This window comes from Pseudonocardia broussonetiae (genome assembly GCF_013155125.1).
GTDB classification, from domain to species: domain Bacteria; phylum Actinomycetota; class Actinomycetes; order Mycobacteriales; family Pseudonocardiaceae; genus Pseudonocardia; species Pseudonocardia broussonetiae.
On record NZ_CP053564.1, the window covers coordinates 4,558,441 to 4,578,307 of the forward strand.

General features: G+C 77.0%; 19 protein-coding genes. 7 read left to right on the forward strand and 12 right to left on the reverse strand.

Annotated features, from left to right (window positions below; all coding sequences use genetic code 11):
- Nucleotides 1-33 precede the first annotated feature (33 nt).
- Both HOP40_RS22310 and HOP40_RS22315 read left to right on the forward strand, forming a co-directional pair.
- Nucleotides 34-1,599, forward strand: coding sequence for a class I adenylate-forming enzyme family protein (locus tag HOP40_RS22310; RefSeq protein ID WP_172161647.1), 1,566 nt, complete (start codon nucleotides 34-36; stop codon nucleotides 1,597-1,599).
- Entirely contained in the window at nucleotides 1,596-2,186 is a 591-nt protein-coding gene (locus HOP40_RS22315) for a TetR/AcrR family transcriptional regulator (RefSeq protein WP_172161649.1), read from the forward strand. Before HOP40_RS22310 ends, HOP40_RS22315 begins: the two co-directional genes overlap by 4 nt.
- Nucleotides 2,187-2,191: 5 nt before the next feature.
- Here HOP40_RS22315 and HOP40_RS22320 read toward each other — a convergent pair whose 3' ends face one another.
- Nucleotides 2,192-2,797, reverse strand: coding sequence for a class I SAM-dependent methyltransferase (locus HOP40_RS22320; protein ID WP_172161651.1), 606 nt, complete (start codon nucleotides 2,795-2,797; stop codon nucleotides 2,192-2,194).
- 59 nt (nucleotides 2,798-2,856) lie between these two features.
- On the opposite strand from HOP40_RS22320, the gene HOP40_RS22325 reads away from it, so the two are divergent.
- The gene (locus tag HOP40_RS22325; RefSeq protein WP_240157208.1) at nucleotides 2,857-5,196 is read left to right on the forward strand and encodes a molybdopterin-dependent oxidoreductase; all 2,340 of its coding nucleotides are present in this window, start codon (nucleotides 2,857-2,859) and stop codon (nucleotides 5,194-5,196) included.
- Nucleotides 5,197-5,452: 256 nt separating this feature from the next.
- Here the strand turns inward: HOP40_RS22325 and HOP40_RS22330 are convergent, their stop codons facing one another.
- The 3 genes from HOP40_RS22330 to HOP40_RS22340 form a co-directional block, all read right to left on the reverse strand.
- On the reverse strand, nucleotides 5,453-5,965 hold the full coding sequence (locus tag HOP40_RS22330; protein ID WP_172161653.1) for a hypothetical protein: 513 nt from the start codon (nucleotides 5,963-5,965) through the stop codon (nucleotides 5,453-5,455).
- A gap of 92 nt (nucleotides 5,966-6,057) precedes the next feature.
- On the reverse strand, nucleotides 6,058-6,915 hold the full coding sequence (locus HOP40_RS22335) for a thermonuclease family protein (RefSeq protein ID WP_172161655.1): 858 nt from the start codon (nucleotides 6,913-6,915) through the stop codon (nucleotides 6,058-6,060).
- 465 nt (nucleotides 6,916-7,380) lie between these two features.
- Entirely contained in the window at nucleotides 7,381-8,277 is an 897-nt protein-coding gene (locus HOP40_RS22340; protein ID WP_172161657.1) for a PfkB family carbohydrate kinase, read from the reverse strand.
- A gap of 60 nt (nucleotides 8,278-8,337) precedes the next feature.
- On the opposite strand from HOP40_RS22340, the gene HOP40_RS22345 reads away from it, so the two are divergent.
- Nucleotides 8,338-8,547, forward strand: coding sequence for a hypothetical protein (locus HOP40_RS22345; protein ID WP_172161659.1), 210 nt, complete (start codon nucleotides 8,338-8,340; stop codon nucleotides 8,545-8,547).
- A gap of 1 nt (nucleotide 8,548) precedes the next feature.
- On the opposite strand, the gene HOP40_RS22350 is transcribed toward HOP40_RS22345, so the two are convergent.
- Nucleotides 8,549-9,220, reverse strand: coding sequence for an HAD family hydrolase (locus HOP40_RS22350; RefSeq protein ID WP_205346869.1), 672 nt, complete (start codon nucleotides 9,218-9,220; stop codon nucleotides 8,549-8,551).
- A gap of 47 nt (nucleotides 9,221-9,267) precedes the next feature.
- Entirely contained in the window at nucleotides 9,268-10,707 is a 1,440-nt protein-coding gene (locus tag HOP40_RS22355) for a bifunctional 3-(3-hydroxy-phenyl)propionate/3-hydroxycinnamic acid hydroxylase (protein ID WP_172161661.1), read from the reverse strand.
- A gap of 85 nt (nucleotides 10,708-10,792) precedes the next feature.
- On the opposite strand from HOP40_RS22355, the gene HOP40_RS22360 reads away from it, so the two are divergent.
- The gene (locus HOP40_RS22360) at nucleotides 10,793-11,920 is read left to right on the forward strand and encodes a geranylgeranyl reductase family protein (protein ID WP_205346871.1); all 1,128 of its coding nucleotides are present in this window, start codon (nucleotides 10,793-10,795) and stop codon (nucleotides 11,918-11,920) included.
- A 1-nt stretch (nucleotide 11,921) separates the two neighbouring features.
- On the opposite strand, the gene HOP40_RS22365 is transcribed toward HOP40_RS22360, so the two are convergent.
- Nucleotides 11,922-12,776 (reverse strand): UbiA family prenyltransferase, encoded by an 855-nt coding sequence (locus tag HOP40_RS22365; RefSeq protein WP_172161663.1) that lies wholly within the window; start codon nucleotides 12,774-12,776, stop codon nucleotides 11,922-11,924.
- Nucleotides 12,777-12,802: 26 nt separating this feature from the next.
- Between HOP40_RS22365 and HOP40_RS22370 the strand changes: the two genes are divergently transcribed.
- Entirely contained in the window at nucleotides 12,803-13,537 is a 735-nt protein-coding gene (locus HOP40_RS22370) for a methyltransferase domain-containing protein (RefSeq protein ID WP_240157209.1), read from the forward strand.
- Nucleotides 13,534-14,577 carry a type III polyketide synthase gene (locus HOP40_RS22375; RefSeq protein WP_172161664.1) on the forward strand — a complete coding sequence of 348 codons (1,044 nt, stop codon included), beginning with the start codon at nucleotides 13,534-13,536 and terminating at the stop codon, nucleotides 14,575-14,577. The genes HOP40_RS22370 and HOP40_RS22375 overlap by 4 nt, the downstream gene beginning before the upstream one ends.
- A 4-nt stretch (nucleotides 14,578-14,581) precedes the next feature.
- Here HOP40_RS22375 and HOP40_RS22380 read toward each other — a convergent pair whose 3' ends face one another.
- The 5 genes from HOP40_RS22380 to HOP40_RS22400 all read right to left on the reverse strand — a co-directional run bounded on the left by HOP40_RS22380 (nucleotide 14,582) and on the right by HOP40_RS22400 (nucleotide 19,847).
- Nucleotides 14,582-15,664 (reverse strand): NAD-dependent epimerase/dehydratase family protein, encoded by a 1,083-nt coding sequence (locus tag HOP40_RS22380; protein ID WP_172161666.1) that lies wholly within the window; start codon nucleotides 15,662-15,664, stop codon nucleotides 14,582-14,584.
- A gap of 88 nt (nucleotides 15,665-15,752) precedes the next feature.
- Nucleotides 15,753-16,754: an aldose epimerase family protein gene (locus tag HOP40_RS22385; RefSeq protein WP_172161668.1), complete on the reverse strand. Its 1,002-nt coding sequence runs from the start codon at nucleotides 16,752-16,754 to the stop codon at nucleotides 15,753-15,755.
- On the reverse strand, nucleotides 16,751-17,767 hold the full coding sequence (locus HOP40_RS22390) for a LacI family DNA-binding transcriptional regulator (protein WP_205346872.1): 1,017 nt from the start codon (nucleotides 17,765-17,767) through the stop codon (nucleotides 16,751-16,753). The genes HOP40_RS22385 and HOP40_RS22390 overlap by 4 nt, the downstream gene beginning before the upstream one ends.
- A complete protein-coding gene (yjfF, locus tag HOP40_RS22395; protein ID WP_240157817.1) occupies nucleotides 17,764-18,714 on the reverse strand; it encodes a galactofuranose ABC transporter, permease protein YjfF in 951 nt (316 codons plus the stop codon). Before yjfF ends, HOP40_RS22390 begins: the two co-directional genes overlap by 4 nt.
- Nucleotides 18,715-18,779: 65 nt before the next feature.
- Entirely contained in the window at nucleotides 18,780-19,847 is a 1,068-nt protein-coding gene (locus tag HOP40_RS22400) for an ABC transporter permease (protein ID WP_172168843.1), read from the reverse strand.
- Nucleotides 19,848-19,867: the final 20 nt, after the last annotated feature.

The following is a 19,867-nucleotide window of genomic DNA, read 5'->3' on the forward strand; positions in this document are numbered from 1 at the left end:
CGTTATAGGTAGGCGGACGACGGAGGACGCGTGATGGAGCAGGACACCGGCACGACCGCGGAGGCGCCGCCCGAGCACACGGTCGGCGAGGTGCTGCGCACGGCGGCCGCCCGGTGGCCGGAGCGCACGGCGCTGGTCGACGGCGCCCCGGGCGCGGACCGCGCGTGGACCTTCGCCGAGGTCCTGGCCGACTCCGAGCGCGTGGCCCGGGCGCTGCTGCGGCGGTTCGCGCCGGGGGAGAAGGTCGCGGTCTGGGCGTCCAACAGCCCGGAGTGGGTGCTCGTGGAGTTCGGGGCGGCGCTGGCCGGGCTCACGCTGGTGACGGTCAACCCCGCCTACCTGGCGCCGGAGGTCGGGTTCGTGCTCGGGCAGTCCCGGGCGAGCGGCGTCGTCGTGGAGCCGGAGTTCCGCGGGCGCGACCTCCTGGCCGTCGTCGACGAGGTGCGCCCGCGTCTGGACGCGCTGCGCGAGGTCGTGTCGCTCGGCGACTGGGCGGCGTTCCTGGACTCGGGTGACCCGGACGTCGCGTTGCCCGCGGTCGCGCCGACCGACATCGCGCAGGTCCAGTACACGTCGGGCACCACCGGCTCGCCCAAGGGCACGCTGCTCACCCACCGGGGGCTCGCGCTCAACGGCCGGGTCTTCGCCGAGGCGCTCGGCGCGGGGGAGTCCGACGTGTGGATCAACCCGATGCCGCTGTTCCACACAGCGGGCTGCGGCCTGACCACCCTGGGCGCCCTGCAGACCGGCGGCACGCACGTCGTGCCGCCCGCGTTCGAGCCGGAGAACGTCCTCGACCTGTTCGAGTCCCGGCGCGGGTCGGTGGTCCTGTGCGTCCCGACGATGCTGGTTCGCCTGCTCGACGACCCGTCGCTCGCCGCGCGCGACCTCTCCGCGTGGCGCCTGATCGCCCTCGGCGGCGCGCCCGTCGCGCCCGACCTGGTGGCGCGGGCCGAGAAGGCGCTCGGGGTGGCGGTGACCATCGGCTACGGCCAGACCGAGGCCTCGCCCTACATCACCCACACCCTCCCCGACGACCCGAACCCGCGGTGGGCGCACACGGTGGGCCGGCCGCTGCCGCACGTCGAGGTGCGGATCACCGACCCGGCGTCGGGCGCCCCGCTGCCGCCCGGCGAGGTCGGCGAGATCCGCACCCGCGGCATCTGCGTCATGGCGGGCTACTTCGACGCCCCCGAGGCCACCCGCGCGGCGCTCGAGGACGGCTGGCTGCGCACCGGCGACCTGGGCAGCCTCGACGCCGACGGCTACCTGCGCATCCAGGGCCGGCTCAAGGACATGATCATCCGCGGCGGCGAGAACGTGTACCCCCGAGAGGTCGAGGACGTGCTGCACAGCCACCCCGCCGTCGCCGGGGCCGCGGTGCTGGGCGCGCCGGACCCGGAGTGGGGCGAGACCGTCGCCGCCGTCGTGCAGCTGCGGGAGGGCGCGAGCGTCGACGGCGTGGAGCTCGAGCGGTTCTGCCGGCAGCACCTCGCGTCGTTCAAGACGCCGCGGACCTGGCGGTTCGTCGACTCGTTCCCTCAGACGGCATCGGGCAAGATCCAGAAGTTCGCGCTGCGCGACCTGGTGGGCGGGTGAGCGCGGAGCCCCAGACGCGGCCCGCGGACCTGCGGCGGGCCACCCTCGACGCCGCGGCCCGGCTGCTCGCCCGCGAGGGCCCCGGCGGGCTCGCCGTGCGCCGCATCGCGGCGGAGGCGGGCTGCTCGACCATGTCGGTCTACCACTACTTCGGCGACAAGCAGGGTCTGCTCGACGCCGTACAGTCCGAGGGCCACGACCGGCTGCGGGCCGCCCAGAGCGTCCGCCGGGAGACCGGCGATCCCGAGGCCGACGTCCGTGGCACGTGCCTGGCGTACCGGGAGATGGCGCTCGCGCACCCGGACTACTTCCGGATCATGTTCGCCGACACCCCGCCCGGGCTGTCCCGGCCGCACGGCGAGGTGCGCTCGATCGCGCGCGAGAACTACGCCGCGTTCGTCGACGTCGTGCGCCGCTGGCACGAGCGCTCCCCGCTGCGCACCGACCCGGCGTCCGCGGCGTACGGCCTGTGGGCCACGGGCCACGGGATGGTCGTCCTCGAGCTGACCGCGCACGCCCCCGTGGCCGACCGCGCCGAGCGCTACGCGACGACGATCGACGCGCTCATGACCGGGCTGCGGCGCTGAGGCCCCTACCCCAGCCGGCGGGCCCGCAGCACCACGTCGGCGTGGTGGTGCGCCCCGGCACCGCCCTCGATGCGCCGCTCGCGGCGCTCGTCGACCTCGACCGCCCAGCCGTCGTCGAGGAACCGGGCGACGTCGGCGGGGCTGACGTAGTCGGCGGGGTCGAAGCCGGCGGCGCGGGCGTGCTCGGTGTCGACGTCGGCGTGGTGGACGACGAGCAGCGTCCCGCCGGGGGCGACCGCGGCGAGGAGCGCGCGCTCCGGGTCGTCGCCCGGGGTGTGCAGCAGCGCCGGGTACTGCGCGGAGACGAGATCGAACCCGCCGGGCGGGAGGTCGGCGTCGAGCAGGCCCGCGTGCAGCCAGTGCACGTCGACGCCGGCCTCCCGGGCGTGCTGCGCGGCGCGGTCGAGCGCGACCCGCGAGACGTCGAGCGCGGTCACCTCCCAGCCCCGCGCGGCGAGCCACACCGCGTCCGCGCCCTCGCCGCAGCCCACGTCCAGCACCCGGCCCGGCGCCAGCCCGCCCACCTCGTCGACCAGCGCCCCGTTCGGCTGCCCGCTCCACACCCGCTGCGCCTCGGCGTAGCGCTCGTCCCAGTCGACACCCGTGTTCATGTCGCCAGCATCGCGCCCCGGCCGCCCGGCGTCACGGTCCGTTGCCGTTCCGGCAAGCCTTGACCGGACTCGGGGCGGCCGTACATAGTACGGACATCGCCACGACCCCGTACCTCACCAGCAGCTCGCACTGGGGCGCCTTCGAGGCCCGCACCGTCGACGGCGGGCTGGAGGTGCGGCCGCACCCGGCCGACCCCGACCCGTCGCCGATCCTGGGCAACGTCGCGTCCGCCGTCGACCCGCAGGTGCGGATCCTGCGGCCCGCGGTCCGCGAAGGGTGGCTGCGCGACGGGCCGGGGCCGTCGGAGGGGCGGGGGCGCGAGCCCTACGTCGAGGTCGAGTGGGACGAGCTGATCGCGCTGCTGGCCGGCGAGCTGCGCCGGGTCTACGCCGAGCGCGGCCCGCGCGGGGTGTTCGGCGGCTCCTACGGCTGGGCCAGCGCCGGGCGCTTCCACCACGCGCAGAGCCAGCTCAAGCGCTTCCTCACGTGCCTGGGCGGCTACGTCTCCGCGGTCGGCAACTACAGCTACGGCGCCACCGCGGTGATCATGCCGCACGTCGTCGGGCGGGGCGTCGACGTGACGTCGGGGCTCACCGACTGGCCCGTCATCCGCGAGCACACCGAGCTCGTCGTCGCGTTCGGCGGCATCCCGCGCAAGAACACCGGCGTCAACCCGGGCGGCGTGGTCCGCCACACCGCGGGCGAGCACCTGCGCGCGGCCGTCGAGGAGGGCGTCGACGTCGTCACCGTCAGCCCGCTGCGCAGCGACTCCCCGGGCACGACGTGGCTGCCGGTCCGCCCGGCGTCCGACGTCGCGATGATGCTCGGGCTGATGCACACGCTGATCAGCGAGGACCGGCACGACCCCGCGTTCCTGGCGCGCTACTGCGTCGGCGGTCACGAGCTCACCGCCTACGTGACGGGCCGCTCCGACGGCGTCGCGAAGTCGGCGGAGTGGGCAGCGCAGCGCTGCGACGTGCCCGCCGCGGAGATCCGGGCGCTCGCGCGGCGGATGGCGGCCTCGCGCACGCTCGTCACGGTCACCTGGTCGCTGCAGCGCACCGAGCACGGGGAGCAGGCGCCCTGGGCGGGGCTGGCTCTGGCCGCGGTGCTGGGCCAGATCGGGCTGCCCGGGCGCGGGTTCGGCCACGGCTACGGGTCGATGGCCGACGTCGGCGTGCCGGGGGCGGGGGTGCGCGTCCCGACGCTGCCGCAGGGCGTCAACCCGGTGTCGGAGTTCATCCCCGTCGCGCGCGTCGCCGACATGCTGCTGAACCCCGGTGCGCCGTTCGAGTTCAACGGGCAGGCGCTGCGCTACCCCGACGTCGGCCTCGTCTACTGGGCGGGCGGCAACCCGTTCCACCACCACCAGGACCTCAACCGGCTGCGGCGCGCGCTGGCGACCGTCGACACGCTGGTGGTGCACGAGCCGTTCTGGACGGCCATGGCCAGGCACGCCGACATCGTCGTGCCGGTGACGACGCCGCTGGAGCGCCTCGACATCGGCGCCTCGCGCACCGACCGCCACCTGGTCCCGATGCACCGCGTCGTCGAGCCGGTCGGGCAGGCGCGCGACGACCACGCCGTGCTGGCCGAGCTGGCCGGCGTCCTGGGGGTGGGGGAGCAGTTCACGGAGGGGCGCACCGCGGACGAGTGGGTCCGGCACCTCTACGACACCTGGACCGGGCCGGTCGGCGAGCGCCTGGGCGTCGAGCTGCCCGCGTTCGACGACTTCCTCGCCTCCCCGCTGCTCACGCTGCCCGCGCCGCCGGCCGACCGCACCTTCCTCGACCGCTTCCGCGCCGACCCCGACGCCCACCCCCTGCAGACCCCGAGCGGGCGCATCGAGCTGTACTCGGCCACGATCGCCGGCTTCGGCTACGACGACTGCCCCGGCCACCCGACCTGGCTCGAACCGCAGGAGTGGCTCGGCTCCCCGCTCGCCGCGCGGTGGCCGCTGCACCTGATCGCCAACCAGCCCCGCGGGCGCCTGCACAGCCAGCTCGACGCCGGCGCGGAGAGCCGGCGCCACAAGGTCGCCGGCCGGGAGGCCATGACGATGCACCCCGACGACGCCGCCGAGCGCGGCATCGCCCACGGCGACGTGGTGCGCCTGTTCAACGACCGCGGCGCCTGCCTGGCCGGCGCCCGCCTCGACGACGGCGTCCGCCGCGGGGTGGTGCAGCTGCCCACGGGCGCCTGGTTCGACCCGGTCGGCGACACCGGGCTCTGCGCCCACGGCAACCCCAACGTCCTGACGCGCGACCACGGCACCTCCCGCCTCGGGCAGGGCACCAGCGGCCAGCACGCCCTCGTGCAGGTGGAGCGGTACGAGGGCGAGCCGCCGCCGGTGCAGGCGCACCGGCCGCCGGAGTTCGTGGAGCGGGCGGGGGAGTAGGGGCTTCCGCGGAACGCGATCGCGTCCCGCTCCGGGATCGGGGCGGGACGCGATCGGGTGTTCGCGTTCCGCGGAACGCGATCGTGTCCCGTTCCGGGGACCGGGCGTCGGGCGGAACGGGTGGTGGACCGCGTTCCGCGGAACGCTCTGCCGGGCCGGGCCGGGCCGGGCCGGGCCCGGCCTGGTGGCGGTGGTCGTGGAGCGGAGCCGGGCCGAACCGCGTTCCGCGGAACGCGGTTCGGCGGGAGTGCGTGCGTCAGCTGCCGTAGGAGTAGTCGGTGCCCGCGACGTCGGAGCCGGAGAACGTGACCGAGCCGTCCGGGTCGACGTACAGCGCGTCGCCGCCCTCGCCGGCGATGACCGTGCCCTCCTCGGTGCCGCCGCCGCTCGTCGTGCTGTCGGCGACGACGTCGGCGCCGTACGGCTCCGCGTCGTGACCGCCGCCGCCGTAGGGGTTGGCCTCGGCGAGACCGACGCCCTCGGGCTGGGTGAACGAGTCGAAGACGCCGTCGAAGTCGGTGTCGTCGGCGACGTGGTCGGCGTAGCCGTCGCCGTCCAGGTCCACCGCGACGACGTCGGGCACGAACTCGCCGTCGGCGCGGTTGTCGAACGCAGCCAAGTCGTCGGTGCCGTCGCCGTCGACGTCGACGAGCGCGGTGTCGACCACGGCGTCGCCGTCGCTGTCGAGCAGGGTGGTCTCCTGGTAGCCGTCGCCGTCGGTGTCGACGAACTCGGCGGAGTAGGGCTCGGGGACGAAGGACTCGGACATGATGGGCACCTCGGGGGCTCGGTGGGTGTTGCTCTCACCGGAGAAGACGCCCGTGGGGGCCCCAGGGTTACACAGCCGGTCCCACTGATTTCTCAGCCGTAGCTCTCGCAGCCCTTGCCGTCGTTGTCGGAGCCGTCGAGGCGGAACTCATCGGGGCCGGTCACGGTGACCGCGAACCCGATCTGCGGGCAGTCGAGGTCGGGGCCGTCCGGGACGCAGGGCGTGTAGCTCGGGTGGCAGCCGGAGCTCTCCCGCTGCGGCTCGGGCTCGGGCTCGGGTTCCGGCTCGGGGGCCGGCGCCGGCCGCGGCGCGGGCTGGGCGAGCGGCTGCGGGGCGGGCGCGGGGCGGGTGGTCGCGGGGGCGGCCGTTCGAGGAGCGGCTGTCCGGGGCGCCGTCGTGGCGGGGGCCGGGGTCGTGGTCGGCGCCGCGGTCGGGGTGTCGCAGACGCGCGGGCCGTCGTCGGCGCGGCGCAGGCCGGCGACGTAGGCCGGAGCGGCGTCCCCGCCCTCGTACACGCCGGTGTGCGGCTCGCCGATCATCGCGGTGCCGAGGTCGGAGCCCGCGGGTGTCGTGACGTAGCGCAGGTGGCGCGAGTAGGGGTCGCGGTCGACGCCGGGCTCGGCGCGCAGCGTCACCGACCGCCCCACCGGCAGCAGCGCCTGCGCGTTGGCGCGGGCCTCGCGGCCGGCACCGGTGTCGAGCTCGCACGAGTCGATGCCGAGGACCCGCACGGTGCGGCCGTCGGAGACGGTGAACGTGTCGCCGTCGAGGACGGTCACGACCCGGACGACGTCGGAGGCCGGGGCGGCCGCCGGCCGGACCTCGGCCTCCTCCGCCGCCGGCACCGAGCCGAGCGCGGCGCGTTCGGCCTCCCGACCCTCCGCACCCCCGCACCCGCCGACGAGGAGCAGGACCCCGAGGGCCCCCATCACTACCGCACGCAGACCCACGACACCTCACAGTGAACGACCCGGACGATTCACTGTCGCGAACGGAGGCCGATGTGTTGCACGACTGCCCGAACGGGTTCGCCCGGCGACCTCGCACACCGGGTGGGCACCTCGCACACCGTCGACCGTGTGCGAGGTCGACATCCGGTGTGCGAGGTGGGGCGAGGGTGCTCGGGCGAGCGCACGATGCCGGTGGCGCCGCCGCCGCGTCGCAACCGCGCCCCGCGACGCCCGCGCCCCGCGACGCCCGCGCCCCGCGACGCCCGCGCCCCGCGACGCCGCGCGCCGCGCCGCGCCATCAGCCCTTGATCGCCGGTGGGCGCGCCTCAGGGTCATCGCCCCGCCGAACCTCGCACACTGAGCGCTCTGCCTACGCCACCTCGCACACGCAGCCGCACCCCGCACACCGACCACGCACCTCACACACCCCCGACCCCGTGCGAGGTCGTCACTGACTGTGCGACGTCAGCCGTCGAGCGCCGGCCGCCCCCCGGCACGTCCCACCGTGCTCCCCGCGGCCTCCACCGCCCGCCGCAGGGCCGTGGCGGGGTCGGCGCCGGCGAGGAGTGCGGCGGTGAGGCCGGCGGTGAGGGAGTCGCCGCCGCCGGTGGTGTCGACGACCTCGACGTCCCCGAACGACACGAACAGCTCCCCGTCCTCCCACACCGCCACGTTGCCCGCGCCCTCCACCCCCACGACGACGACCCGGGGGCCGTGGGCGAGGAGGTGGCGGGCCGCCGCGGTCATCGCGTCGACGTCCTCGACGCACAGCCGGCCCAGCTCGCCGTCGACGAGCTCGTCGGTCTCGGCGGGGTCGGCGCGCACCACGTCGGCGGATTTCAGCAGCTCGGTGCGCGCGGCGGGGTCGGGGGCGCCGTCGAGCACGACGAGCGCGGAGCCGTCGCGGGCGTGGCGGGCGCAGGCGGTCAGCGCGTCCGCGGGCTGCTGGGCCTGCAGGACGACCGCCCGCGCGGCGCGCAGGTCCGCGGCGGCCCCGGCGACGTCGTCGGCCGTGAGCAGCGTCGGGCCGGGGAGGTGCTGCAGGTAGCGCCAGCCGTGGGCGGGGTCGAGGATCTCGACGATCAGGCCGGTGGGGGTGCCGGCGCGGCGCACCACGTGCTCGACGTCGACGCCGTCGGCCTCGGCCCGCGCGAGCAGTCGGTCGCCCGTGCTGTCGGACCCCGCGACGGCGACCAGCCCGACCGGCACGCCGAGCTGCGCCAGGCCCACCGCGCAGTTCGCGCCCTTCCCGCCGAGGGTCTCCTTCCGCTCGCGGACGTCGGTCGCCGAGCCCTGCGGCGGCACCTCGTCCACGCGCAGCAGCAGGTCCCGTGCGAGCTGTCCGACGACCACGACATCCACAGCCGCTCGCGTACCCGGGCCGTGCGGGTTCACGCCCCCTCCGCCGGGTACGCGGGCCGCATGACGGATCCGAACGCACCCGAGACGGGCATGGCCACCGGCAACGACGTGGGGGAGCCGGGGGTCGTCGGCGGCCCGCTGGACCCCGAGGAGCGCGCCGTGCTGGAGAACCTGCGCGACGACGGCGGCGCCGACGTCGTCGGCACCACCGCCGAGGAGCGCCCCGGCGTGGACCGCGCGGCCCAGGACGACACGCCCGCCCCGGACTGAGTCAGAGACCGGCCAGCGGGGAGTCGTCGAGCCGCGCCAGCAGGTCGGCCGGGTCGGCGTACACCGCCACCGCCCCGGCGTCGCGCAGCTCCGCCTCGCCGATCCCGCCGCAGGTCAGCCCGACGCACGGCAGGTCGGCGCGCCGCGCGGACTCCACGTCCCACACGGTGTCGCCGACGACCACGCACCGGGCGGGGTCGAGCCGGTGGTCGCGCACGGCCGTGGCCAGCAGGTCCGGCGCGGGCTTGCCCTCGTCGACGTCGGCCGAGGTGGTGGCGCCCTCCACCGCGTCGCGCTCGCCGATCGCGGGCAGCATCCAGTCGAGGTCGCCCGCCGCGCCGCTGGTGGCGAGCACGACGGCCGCGCCGCGGTCGGCGCACGCCCGCAGCAGGTCCCCGGCCCCCGGGAACGCGACGACCTGGTCGCGCAACGGCTCGTAGCGCGCGCTGTGGGCGTCGACGGCGTCCTCGTCGTCGGTGCCGAGCAGGTGCTGCACCAGCGCCGCGCTGGGGATGCCGATGGCCCGGTGCACCGCGGCCATGGTCACGTCGGGGTGCCCGGTGTCGCGGAAGGCCTGCCACCACGCGAGGACGTGCAGGTAGTTGGTGTCCAGCAGCGTGCCGTCGACGTCGAACAGGACGCCGGGACGCAGGTCGTCGGGGTGCTCGGCCACCGCGCCATGGTCGCGGAGGCGGCGCCGGTGCGCCGGGCGGGAACGGGTCAGGCCGGGGTGACGCCGAGCACCACGCGGTCGGGCCGCAGCAGCGCCGCCGACGCCCGGCCGGCGCGCAGCCAGCCGGCGAGCGCGTCGACGCGGACCTCCACGGCGTCCAGCGCGTCGGCCCGGCGGCGCAGCCCGGCGTCGACGGGCCCGGCCGACACCAGCGCGAAGCCGTCGCCCAGCACCTCGTCGAGCAGCACGCGGCGCCCGCCGGCCTCGACGACGGGCTGCGGGCACACCGTCCCGGGCAGCGGGCTGCGGCGAGATCGCCGGTCGGCCCACGCGCTGGGCGGGTACCGCGTGGTGATGCCGGCCAGCGCGCGGGCCTGCGCGCCGGGCACCCGCAGCAGCGCCGCGGCGACGGGACGCCGGACGGCCGCCGCCACACCGCGCCCGCCGGTCATGGCGGTGCCGACCCGCACCGCCGCCCGCGTCACCGCGACGACGTGGCGCTGCCGCTCGGCCTGGTAGGTGTCGAGCAGGTCGTCCCCGGCGCGCCCGTGCAGCACCGCGGCGAGCTTCCACGCGAGGTTGTGGGCGTCGCCGAGGCCGCAGCCCAGGCCCTGCCCGATGAACGGCGGCATCAGGTGCGCGGCGTCGCCGAGCAGCAGCACCCGCCCGCGCCGCCAGCGGTCGGCCGTGCGCGCCCGGAACGTGTACGCGGCGCTGCGCAGCACCTCCCAGTCGTCGCGGGGCAGGTGCCCGAGCCAGGGCGCGGTCAGCTCGCCGAGCCGGGCGACGAGGCCGTCGCGCGTCTCGCCGGGCCGCATCCGGAACTCCAGCCGGTAGCGCTCGCCGGTGAGGTGCATGGCGGTGGCGGCCCGGCGGGGGTCGCAGACCTGGTCGACGCCGCCCCAGCCCGGCAGCGGCGTGCGGCTGCGCACGTCGACGACCAGCCAGCGCTGGTCGAAGCGCAGGTCGCGCAGCCCGGCGTCGATCGCGGGGCGGACGGTGCTGTCGGCGCCGTCGCAGCCCAGGACGGCGTCGGCGCGCAGCCGCTCGGTCCGGCCGGTGGCGAGGTCGCGCAGGTCGACGGAGCCCGCCTCCGGTACGCCCGTGACCTCGGTGCCCCCGCGCAGCACCGCGCCCGCCGGGAGCGCCGCCCGCAGCAGCGCCTCGAGGTCGGGCTGGTCGAACAGCGACGCGTCGGGGTGGCCGTGGTGGCCCGCGGCCGACGAGCGGCGGAACTCCGCGAACGGCCGCAGCCGGGCGTCGAGCAGCCGCAGCCCGGACGCGGGACGGCTGATCGCGGCGAACCCGTCGGCCACCCCGAACCGCTGCAGCACGCGCACGGCCTCGCCGTCGAGGTGCACCGCCCGCGGGCGCGGGTACGGCTGGGCGTGGCGGTCCACGACGGTGCTGGTGACGCCGAGGCGGGCGAGCAGCCCCGCCACGACGACGCCGGTCGGCCCGGCCCCGACGACGACGACGTGCGGCACGACCCTCCCCGTTCGTCGCCCGGCGCGGGCGGCGGCTCCCGTCGATGATGACCCGGGAGGACGTCGGACGACACCGGAGGAACGCATGGACGAGGTCGCCGACGTCGCGGTCGTCGGCGCGGGCCCGGCCGGGGCCGCGACCGCGCTCCGCGTCCTGCAGCTGTGCCCGGGCGCCCGGGTCCTGCTGCTCGACGCCGCCGCGTTCCCCCGCGACAAGGTCTGCGGCGACGGCATCGCCGCCCCCGTGTTCGACCTGCTCGACGCGCTCGGCGCACCCGGCCTCGACGCCCTGGGCCCGCCGGTGTCGGGCCTGCGCGTGCACTCGCCGGGCGGGCGCTCGGTCGTCGCCGACTGCGCGCGCCCGAGCCGGGTCGTGCCGCGGGAGGTGTTCGACGCCGCGCTCGTCGACGCCGCCGTCGCCCGGGGCGCGGTGCTGCGCCGCCACCGCGTGCGCCGCGTGGAGGTGCGCCCCGACCGGGTCGTCCTCGACGGCGAGGTGCACGCCCGCGTCGTCGTCGGGGCCGACGGCGCGCACTCGGTCGTCCGCCGCGCGCTCGGCGCCCCGCCCGCGCCCGACGGGGCCACCGCGATGGCCGTCCGCGGCTACGCGCGCACGAACGGCGACCCCGACGCCCTGGTGATCGCGTTCGCCCGCGCCGCCCCGCCCGCCTACGCCTGGTCCTTCCCGCTGCCCGGCGGCCGCGCGAACGTCGGCTACGGCGTGTTCGGCGCCCCGCGCGCGAGCAAGCGCGAGCTGCTGGACCGGCTCGACGCCGAGCTGCCCGGCCTCGACCTCGACCCCGCGACGGTGCGAGGACACCACCTGCCGCTCTCCACCGGTCCGCGGTTCCAGCCCGACGGGCGGGTGCTGCTGGTCGGCGACGCGGCCGCGCTGGTCAACCCGGTCACCGGCGAGGGGATCTTCTACGGCGTCGCGTCCGGCGCGCTGGCCGCACGGGCCGCCCTGCTCGGCGCGGGGGCCGGCGCCGCGCTCCGGGCGGCGCTGCGGCGCAGTCTCGGGCGCCACCACCGCCACGTCGGCGCGCTGGCCCGCGCCGTGCCGCACGCCCGCTTCGTCGACGCCGCGGTGGTCGCCGCGGGGCGCGACCGCCGCGTCTTCGACGCCATCGTCGAGGTCGGGCTGGAGCGCGGCACGGCGTCGCCGCGCGTGCTGGCGTCGATCGCGGCCGACTACCTGCGGCTGCTGCGGTGAGTCACGGCCCGACCAGCACCGGACCGGCCGCCACGAGCAGCGCCACGTCGATCAGCGCCACCACCATCACGGCCCGGAACGGCGCCCGCGAACCCGGCCGGCGCCCCGCCGCGAACCCGGCGGCGAGCACCCCGGCCGCCACCACCGGCGCGGCGAGCGCGAGCGGCACGGGCACCGCGGCGCCCGCGGAGAGCACCCCCGCCACGAGGACGACCGACGCCGTGAGCAGCAGCCCGGCCGCCGCCAGGCGGCTCCCGCCGGCCCCGAGCCGGTGCGGCAGCCCGCGGACGCCGGTGACCAGGTCGTCGTCGAGGTCGGGCAGGACGTTCGCGAAGTGCGCGCCCGCCCCGAGCAGCGCCCCGCCGACCGGCAGCCACCACGGCGGCGCGGGGGAGCCGGGCGCGCCGAGCACCACGAACACCGGCAGCAGCCCGAAGCACACGACGTAGGGCAACACCGACCAGCGCGTCGACTTCACCCCGAGGTCGTAGACCAGCCCGGCCCCGACGGCCACGAGGTGCAGCGACCCCGCGAGCCACCCCGACGCCAGCGACAGCGGCACGCACGCCACCGCCGCGACGGCCGCCGCGACGCCGACCGTCCGCTCCGACACCGCCCCGCTGACGACCGGCTTGTCGGTGCGGCCGACGGCGCGGTCGCGGGCGGCGTCGAGGTGGTCGTTGAGCCAGCCGATCGACAGCTGGCCCGTCAGCACGGCGGCGGTGACGATCAGCACACCGCTGAGATCCCGGCCCGTGGTGATCGCCAGCGCGGTGACCAGCAGCGTCACCGCCACCGTCGGCTCCGGGTGACAGGAGCGGGCGAGGGCCAGAGCCCCGCTCACGACGGGCCGCATGCCGCCCAGCATGGCAGCCTCGGCACGTGCCGACCTCCCGTACGGCCGTCGCCGGACCCCGCCCCGCGCGCCCGCCGAACGACCCCCGCCAGTACGACGACCTCGCCGACCGCTGGTGGGACCCGTCCGGCGAGTTCGCGATGCTGCACTGGCTCGCCGCCGCGCGCGCCGCGCTGGTCCCGCCCGCCGACCGCCCCGGCGCCGTGCTCGTCGACCTCGGCTGCGGCGCCGGCCTGCTCGCGCCCCACCTCGCCGGCAAGGGCTACCGGCACGTCGGCCTCGACCTCACCGCGTCCGCGCTGGCCCAGGCGGCCGGGCACGGCGTCGCGCCCGTCCGCGGGGACGTCGCGGCCGTGCCGCTGGCCGACGGGTGCGCCGACGTCGTCGCGGCGGGGGAGATCCTCGAGCACGTGACCGACCTGCCGGCGGTCCTCGCGCACGCGTGCCGGCTGCTGCGCCCGGGCGGGCTGCTCGTCGTCGACACCATCGCGGCGACCCGCCTGGCCCGCGTCGTGGCCGTCACGCTCGCCGAGCGGGTGCCGGGCGGCCCGCCACCGGGCATCCACGACCCGGCCCTGTTCGTCGACCGCGCCGCGCTGGTGCGCGAGTGCGCGCGCCACGGCGTCGCGCTGGAGCTGCGGGGGCTGCGCCCGCGCGTCACCGACCTCGTCGCCTTCCTGGCCGGACGCCGTCCGGCGGTGCGGATGGTGCCGGTGCCGACCACCGCCGTGCTGTTCCAGGCCGTCGGGCGGCGCCGGTGACCGGGGCGCACCTGGCCGGCAGCGGCGCCGCGCTGCCCGGGGACGGGGTCGGGCAGGGCGAGGTCTGGGACGGCTTCTTCGCGCGGCACTCCGGCGGGGGCCGGGCGCTGGAGCGGGTGTTCCGCGGCGCCGGCGTCTCGCGGCGCCACCTGGTGGTCGACCCGCTGACCGAGGACGTCTCCGCCTGGTCGACGGGCGAGCGGATGCGGCGCTACGCCCACGAGTCGCTGCCGCTGGGCACCGAGGCCGTGGCCGCCGCGCTCGCCGACGCCGGGATCGCGGCCGACGAGGTCGGGCTGTTCGTGGTGGCCTCCTGCACCGGCTACGCCACGCCGGGCACCGACATCCGCGTGGCCGCCGCGCTGGGCATGGCCGCGGACGTGCGGCGGCTCGTCGTCGGGCACATGGGCTGCTACGCCGCGGTGCCCGGGCTCGGCACCGTCACCGACTACGTGGAGGCGCGCGGGCGGCCCGCGGTGCTCCTGTGCCTGGAGCTGACGTCGCTGCACGTGCAGCCGCCGACCGGCGACATGGGCCAGGTCGTCTCGCACGCGCTGTTCGGCGACGCGGCCGCGGCCGTCGTGGTGGCGCCGGGCGCCGGGCGGGGCCCGCGCGTCGTCGACGTCGCCGCCCTGACCGATCCGGGCACGCTCGACCACATGACGTGGGACGTCACCGACCACGGCTTCCGGATGGGCCTGTCGCCGCAGGTCCCGGCCGTGCTGGCGAAGCACGTGGCCCCGATGGTCACCGAGCTGCTGGCCCGGCACGGGCTGGAGGTGCCCGACGTGGACGGCTGGGCGGTGCACCCGGGCGGGCCGCGGATCCTCGACACCGTCGTCGAGCAGCTCGCCCTGCCCGCCGACGCGCTCGACGCCTCCCGCCGGGTGCTCGACACGCGCGGCAACTGCTCGTCGGCCACGGTGCTGCTCGTCCTCGACGAGCTGCGGGCCCAGGGCCGGCCGGGCCCGGGGCGCCCGGCCGTGGTGCTGGCCTTCGGCCCCGGGCTGACGCTCTACGCGGCGCTGTTGGAGGGCTGACCGACTACGGCAGGGGCCGCCGCCCGATCGGCCCCCGCCGCACCAGCGCGGCCAGCTCGCCCGGCACCGACCGGGGCCGCAGCACCGGGCTCGTGGTCGCCGCGGCCGCCGCCATCCCGTCGACGACCTCGGCCAGCGCCGTCCGCGCGTCGACCGACGGCTCCCAGCCCAGCTCGCGGCGGATCTTCCCGGTCGCGAGCAGCGGCACCGCGAACGCCAGGTCGAGCCAGCCCGGGTCCAGCGGCAGCAGCCGCAGCTGCCAGGCCAGCGTGGCGGCGGCCCGCAGCACCGGCCGGGGCACGTGCAGCGGCCGCGCCCCGAGCACCTCGGCGATGAGGTCGCGGGTGACGGGCGGGTCGGCGGCCACGTTGAACGCGCCGCCCGTGCGCTCGCGCACCACCCGCGCGACGGCGTCGGCCAGGTCGTCGGTGTGCACGATCGGCACGACGAGCTCGCGGTCCACCGGCAGCAGCGGCAGGTGCCGCAGCACGGCCGCGGGGACGTAGGCGGGCATCCCGTAGCGGAGCAGGGCGCTGCCCGCGTCGCGCTGCACGACGAGCCCGGGCCGCATCCGCGCGACGGTCGGCCCCTCGGGGTGGCTGCGCTCGTGCTCGTCGATCAGGCGCTCGGCCTCGGCCTTGTGCACGCTGTAGGCGAGCGAGGAGATGCCGTGCGTCGGCCACTCCTCGGTGACGCCCGCGCCGAGCGGGTCGCCGTGCCAGGGGGAGTAGGCCCCCACCGAGGACATGTGGACGACGTGCGGCACGCCGGCGTCGCGGGCGGCGGCGAGCACGGCCGCGGTGCCGCCGACGCCCAGCCGGCGCAGGTAGCCGACGTCGCGGGCGGGCTGGAACCCCCACGCCAGGTGCACGACGGCGTCGGCGCCGGTGAACACCGTCCGCAGCGGCAGCTCGACGCCCGGCGCGGCGAGGTCCAGCGAGGTCCAGGCCGCGCTGTCGTAGGGGGCGCCGATCGCGGGCGGGCGGCGGCAGACCCCGACCAGCTCGTGCTCCTCGGGGTCGGCGAGGAGGCGGCGCAGCAGCGCCGTCCCGACGTTGCCGCTCGCTCCGGTGATGACGATCCGCACGTCCGCTCCGTCCCGGTGCGGAGGAGGACCGCACCCGCGTCGGGCGTGCCCGGGCCCGGGACCGGCGAAACCCCCGGCCCGGGAGACGTCAGTCGGTCCCCAGCCGCAGCAGGATCCGGGTCCGGTGCTCCTCCCCGGGGCGCAGCACCGTCGACGGGAACTCCGGGCGGTTCGGCGAGTCCGGGAAGTGCTGGGGCTCCAGGCAGAACGCCTCCCGGCGCCCGGCGCGGCGCCCGTCGTGCAGGACGACCGAGCCGTCGAGCATGTTGCCCGAGTAGAACTGCACGCCCGGCTGGTCGGTGAGCACCGTCAGCGTGCGGCCGCTCACCGGCTCGCGGACGTGCGCGGCGGCGCGCAGCTCGCCCGCGCGGGGCCCCGAGTCGTCGACGACGAACGTGTGGTCGTAGCCGCCCGCCACGTCGAGCTGCGGGTGCCCGGCGGCCAGCCCGGCGTCGACGGCGGTGGGGACACGCAGGTCGAACGGGGTGCCCTCGACCGGCGCGAGCTCGCCGGTCGGGATCAGCGCGTCGTCGACGGGCAGGTAGCGGTCGGCGTGCAGCCGCACCTCGTGGCCGCCGACCGGACCGCCGCCGCCGAGGTGGAAGTAGGCGTGGTTGGTGAGGTTGACGACCGTGGGGCGGTCGGTCGTGGCCGCGATCGTGATGTGCAGCTCCGGGCCGCGCACGGTGTAGGTGACGGTCACGGCGAGGGTGCCGGGGAAGCCGCTCTCGCCGTCGGGGCTGGTGTGGCGCAGCGTCACGGCCTGCCCGCCCGGCACCTCGCGCACCCCGCCCGCGGCGAACGCCGCGTGGTCGAGCCCGACCGGCCCGCCGTGCAGCGCGGACGTGCCCTCGTTGGCGGGGACCTCGTACGCGCGGCCGTCGAGGACGAACCGGCCGCCCGCGATGCGGTTGGCGTAGCGGCCGACGGTGGCGCCGAGGTAGGCGCGGTCGGCCGGGTAGTCCTCCTCGGCCAGGCCGAGCACGACCTCGCCCGTGGTGCCGTCGCGGTCCGGGGCGCTCAGCCGGGCGAGGCGGGCGCCGTGCGGGGCGATCCCGACGGTCAGCTCGGCGCTGCGCAGCGTGATCACGACGCCACCCGCACGGCGGTCGAGGGCGCGGCGGTGCTGGAGCGGGGGACGAGGACGGGCGTGGTCAGGCGGGGTCCGGGATCGGGCACGCCGGTCAGCATGCCGTGCAGCACCTCGATGGCGCGCCGCCCCACCGTCGCGAAGTCCTGGCGCACGGTCGTGAGCGGGGGGAGCAGGTACGCCGCCTCGGGGATGTCGTCGAACCCGACGACGCTGACGTTGCGCGGCACGTCCCGGCCCGCCTCGACGAGCGCCCGCACCAGCCCGACGGCCATGTGGTCGTTGGCGACGAACACGGCGGTGACGTCGGCGGGCGCCAGCGCGAGCCCGGCGGCGTACCCGCTCGCGGGCGTCCAGTCGCCCTCGATCTCCGGGCCGGCGTCCAGCCCGGCGGCGGCCAGCTCGCCGAGCCAGCCCTCGCGGCGGGCGCGCGCCTCGGGCCAGCCCAGCGGGCCGGACACGTGCGCGATCCGGGTGTGGCCGAGCTCGACGAGGTGCCGGGCGGCGGCCCGGGCGCCCTGGAGCTGGTCGACGCCGACGGCCGAGCCGGTGGCGGTGAGGTCGCCCTGGGCCACGACCAGCGGCACCGGGAAGTCGGCGCCGCGGGCCAGCGTCAGCGCCGCGTCGGACCCCGCGACCAGCACGATCCCCTCGACGGTGGCCCGGACCAGCCGGTCCAGCGCCCGCCCGAGCTCGTCGGTGGTGGCCTCGCGGATCGTCACGGTCGTGGCGACGTACCCCGCGCGGGCCGCGGCCTCCTCGACCGAGCGCTGCACCGTGGCCGGCCCGTGCAGCGCGGTGTCGGTGCTGACGACGCCGATCGTGCCCGAGCGCCGCACCGCCAGCGCGCGGGCGACGCCGTTGGGCCGGTAGCCCAGCGCGGCGATGGCGTCCTCCACGCGGGTCCGGGTGGCGGGCCGGATGTGCGGGTGCCCGTTGACGACCCGCGAGACCGTCTGGTGCGACACCCCGGCGAGCCGGGCGACGTCGGCCATGACCGGCGGCTGCCTCATGCGGGCCGGCGCACGAGCAGGCGCTGGAGCACGACGAACACCAGCAGCAGCACGCCGATGACGATGCGGGTCCACCACGAGCTCAACGTGCCCTCGAAGGAGATGACCGTCTGGATGATCCCCAGCACCAGCACGCCCAGCAGCGAGCCGACCACCAGCCCGACCCCGCCGGAGAGCAGCGTGCCGCCGATGACCACGGCCGCGATCGCGTCGAGCTCGGTGCCGACCGCGGCCAGGCTGTAGCCCGAGAGCGAGTAGAAGCCGAACAGCAGCCCGGCCAGGGCCGAGCACGTGCCGCTGATGGCGTAGACCGCGACCTTCGTGCGCGCCACCGGCAGCCCCATCAGCATCGCCGAGTGCTCGTTGCCGCCGACGGCGTACACGCCGCGGCCGAACCGGGTGGAGTGCAGGACGTAGGCCGCGACGGCGACGACGAGCAGCGCGAGCACCGCCGACGGGCTGACGAACGTGTCGCCGGGCAGCGTGATCGCGGCCTGCGCGACGCCGGTGAACAGCGGGTCGCGGATCGGGATGGACTCGACGCTGATCACGAAGCACATGCCGCGGGCCAGGAACATCCCGGCGAGGGTGACGACGAACGGCTGCAGCTCGAGGTGGTGGATCACCAGCCCCATCGCGGTGCCCAGCGCCAGCCCGACCAGCAGCACGGTGACCATCACCGGCACCGGCGCCCACCCCGCGGCCAGCAGCCGCGCGGCGAGCACGCCCGACAGCGCGACGACCGAGCCGACCGACAGGTCGATGCCGCCGGTGAGGATCACGAACGTCATCCCGACGGCCAGCACGACGAGGAAGGCGTTGTCGGTGAACAGGTTGAGCAGCACCTGGGCGGAGAAGAACGACTCGTAGCGCAGCGAGCCGGCCGAGAACAGGGCCACGAACAGCACGAACGTGACGAGGACCGGCAGGGTCTGCCCGGAGGGCATCGCCGGTCGGCGACGGCGCGGCGCCGGCGGGGCCGCGGCGGGGCGGGCGTCGGTGGGTGCGGTGGTCATCGGGCGCTCGCAGGGGTCGGCGTGGCGGGGGCGACGGGCTCTGGTGCCGGCGGCGCCGCGGGGGGTTCCCCTCGGCGCCGCCGGGTCGAGGGGCGGCGCAGCTTCGGCGACTGCAGCAGGCACACCGCGATGATCACCAGCGCCTTGAACACGAGCGTCACCTCGGGGCGGATGCCGGTGGTGTAGACGGTGGTGGTGAGCGTCTGCAGGACGAGCGCGCCGACCAGCGTGCCGGTCAGCGAGTAGCGCCCGCCGGTCAGCAGCGTGCCGCCGATGACGACGGCGAGGATGGCGTCGAGCTCGATCCAGAGCCCGGCGTTGTTGGCGTCGGCCGCGTTGACCGTCGAGCTGATCATCAGCCCGGCCACGCCCGCGCAGACCGCGGCGAGGACGTAGACGCCCCAGACGATGCCGCGCGAGCGGATGCCGGCCAGGCGGCTGGCCGTCGGGTTGATCCCGACGGACTCCACGAGCAGGCCGAGCGCGGTGCGGCGCGTCAGGAGGGCGACGGCGGCGAACGCGGCCCCGGTGAGCAGCACCGGGATCGGCAGGCCGAGCAGGAACCCGCCGCCGACGCCGGAGAACACCGGGTTGGAGACGGTGACGATCTGCCCGTCGGTGATCAGCTGGGCCAGCCCGCGCCCGGCCGTCATGAGGACGAGGGTGGCGATGATCGGCTGGATGCCGAACGCGGAGACGAGCATCCCGTTGAACGCGCCGAGCACCAGGCACAGCCCGACGGCCAGCGCGATCGCGACGACGGCGGTGCCGGGCGCGGCCGGGTCGGGCGAGCCCGCGATCCAGGTGCAGGCCACGGCGCCGGCGATGGCGGCCGAGGCGCCGACGGACAGGTCGATGCCGCGGGTGGCGATCACCAGCGTCATGGCCAGCGCGATGAGCGCGGTGGGCGCCCCGTTGCGCAGGACGTCGACCATGCTGCCGAACAGGTGCCCGTCCTGGACGCGCAGCGCGAAGAACGCGGGGGTGACCAGCAGGTTGTAGAGCAGCAGCCCGGCCAGGGCGAGCAGCGGCCACAGCAGGGGCGAGCCGGTGGCGCGGCGCAGCGGCGAGAGGGCGTTCTCGG

Coding starts and splice junctions, on each gene's coding strand:
- HOP40_RS22310 (WP_172161647.1), top strand. CDS start 34: ATGGAGCAGGACACCGGCACGACCGCGGAGGCGCCGCCCGAGCACACG.
- HOP40_RS22320 (WP_172161651.1), bottom strand. CDS start 2,797: ATGAACACGGGTGTCGACTGGGACGAGCGCTACGCCGAGGCGCAGCGG.
- HOP40_RS22330 (WP_172161653.1), bottom strand. CDS start 5,965: ATGTCCGAGTCCTTCGTCCCCGAGCCCTACTCCGCCGAGTTCGTCGAC.
- HOP40_RS22345 (WP_172161659.1), top strand. CDS start 8,338: ATGACGGATCCGAACGCACCCGAGACGGGCATGGCCACCGGCAACGAC.
- HOP40_RS22360 (WP_205346871.1), top strand. CDS start 10,793: ATGGACGAGGTCGCCGACGTCGCGGTCGTCGGCGCGGGCCCGGCCGGG.
- HOP40_RS22365 (WP_172161663.1), bottom strand. CDS start 12,776: ATGCGGCCCGTCGTGAGCGGGGCTCTGGCCCTCGCCCGCTCCTGTCAC.
- HOP40_RS22390 (WP_205346872.1), bottom strand. CDS start 17,767: ATGAGGCAGCCGCCGGTCATGGCCGACGTCGCCCGGCTCGCCGGGGTG.
- yjfF (WP_240157817.1), bottom strand. CDS start 18,714: ATGCCCTCCGGGCAGACCCTGCCGGTCCTCGTCACGTTCGTGCTGTTC.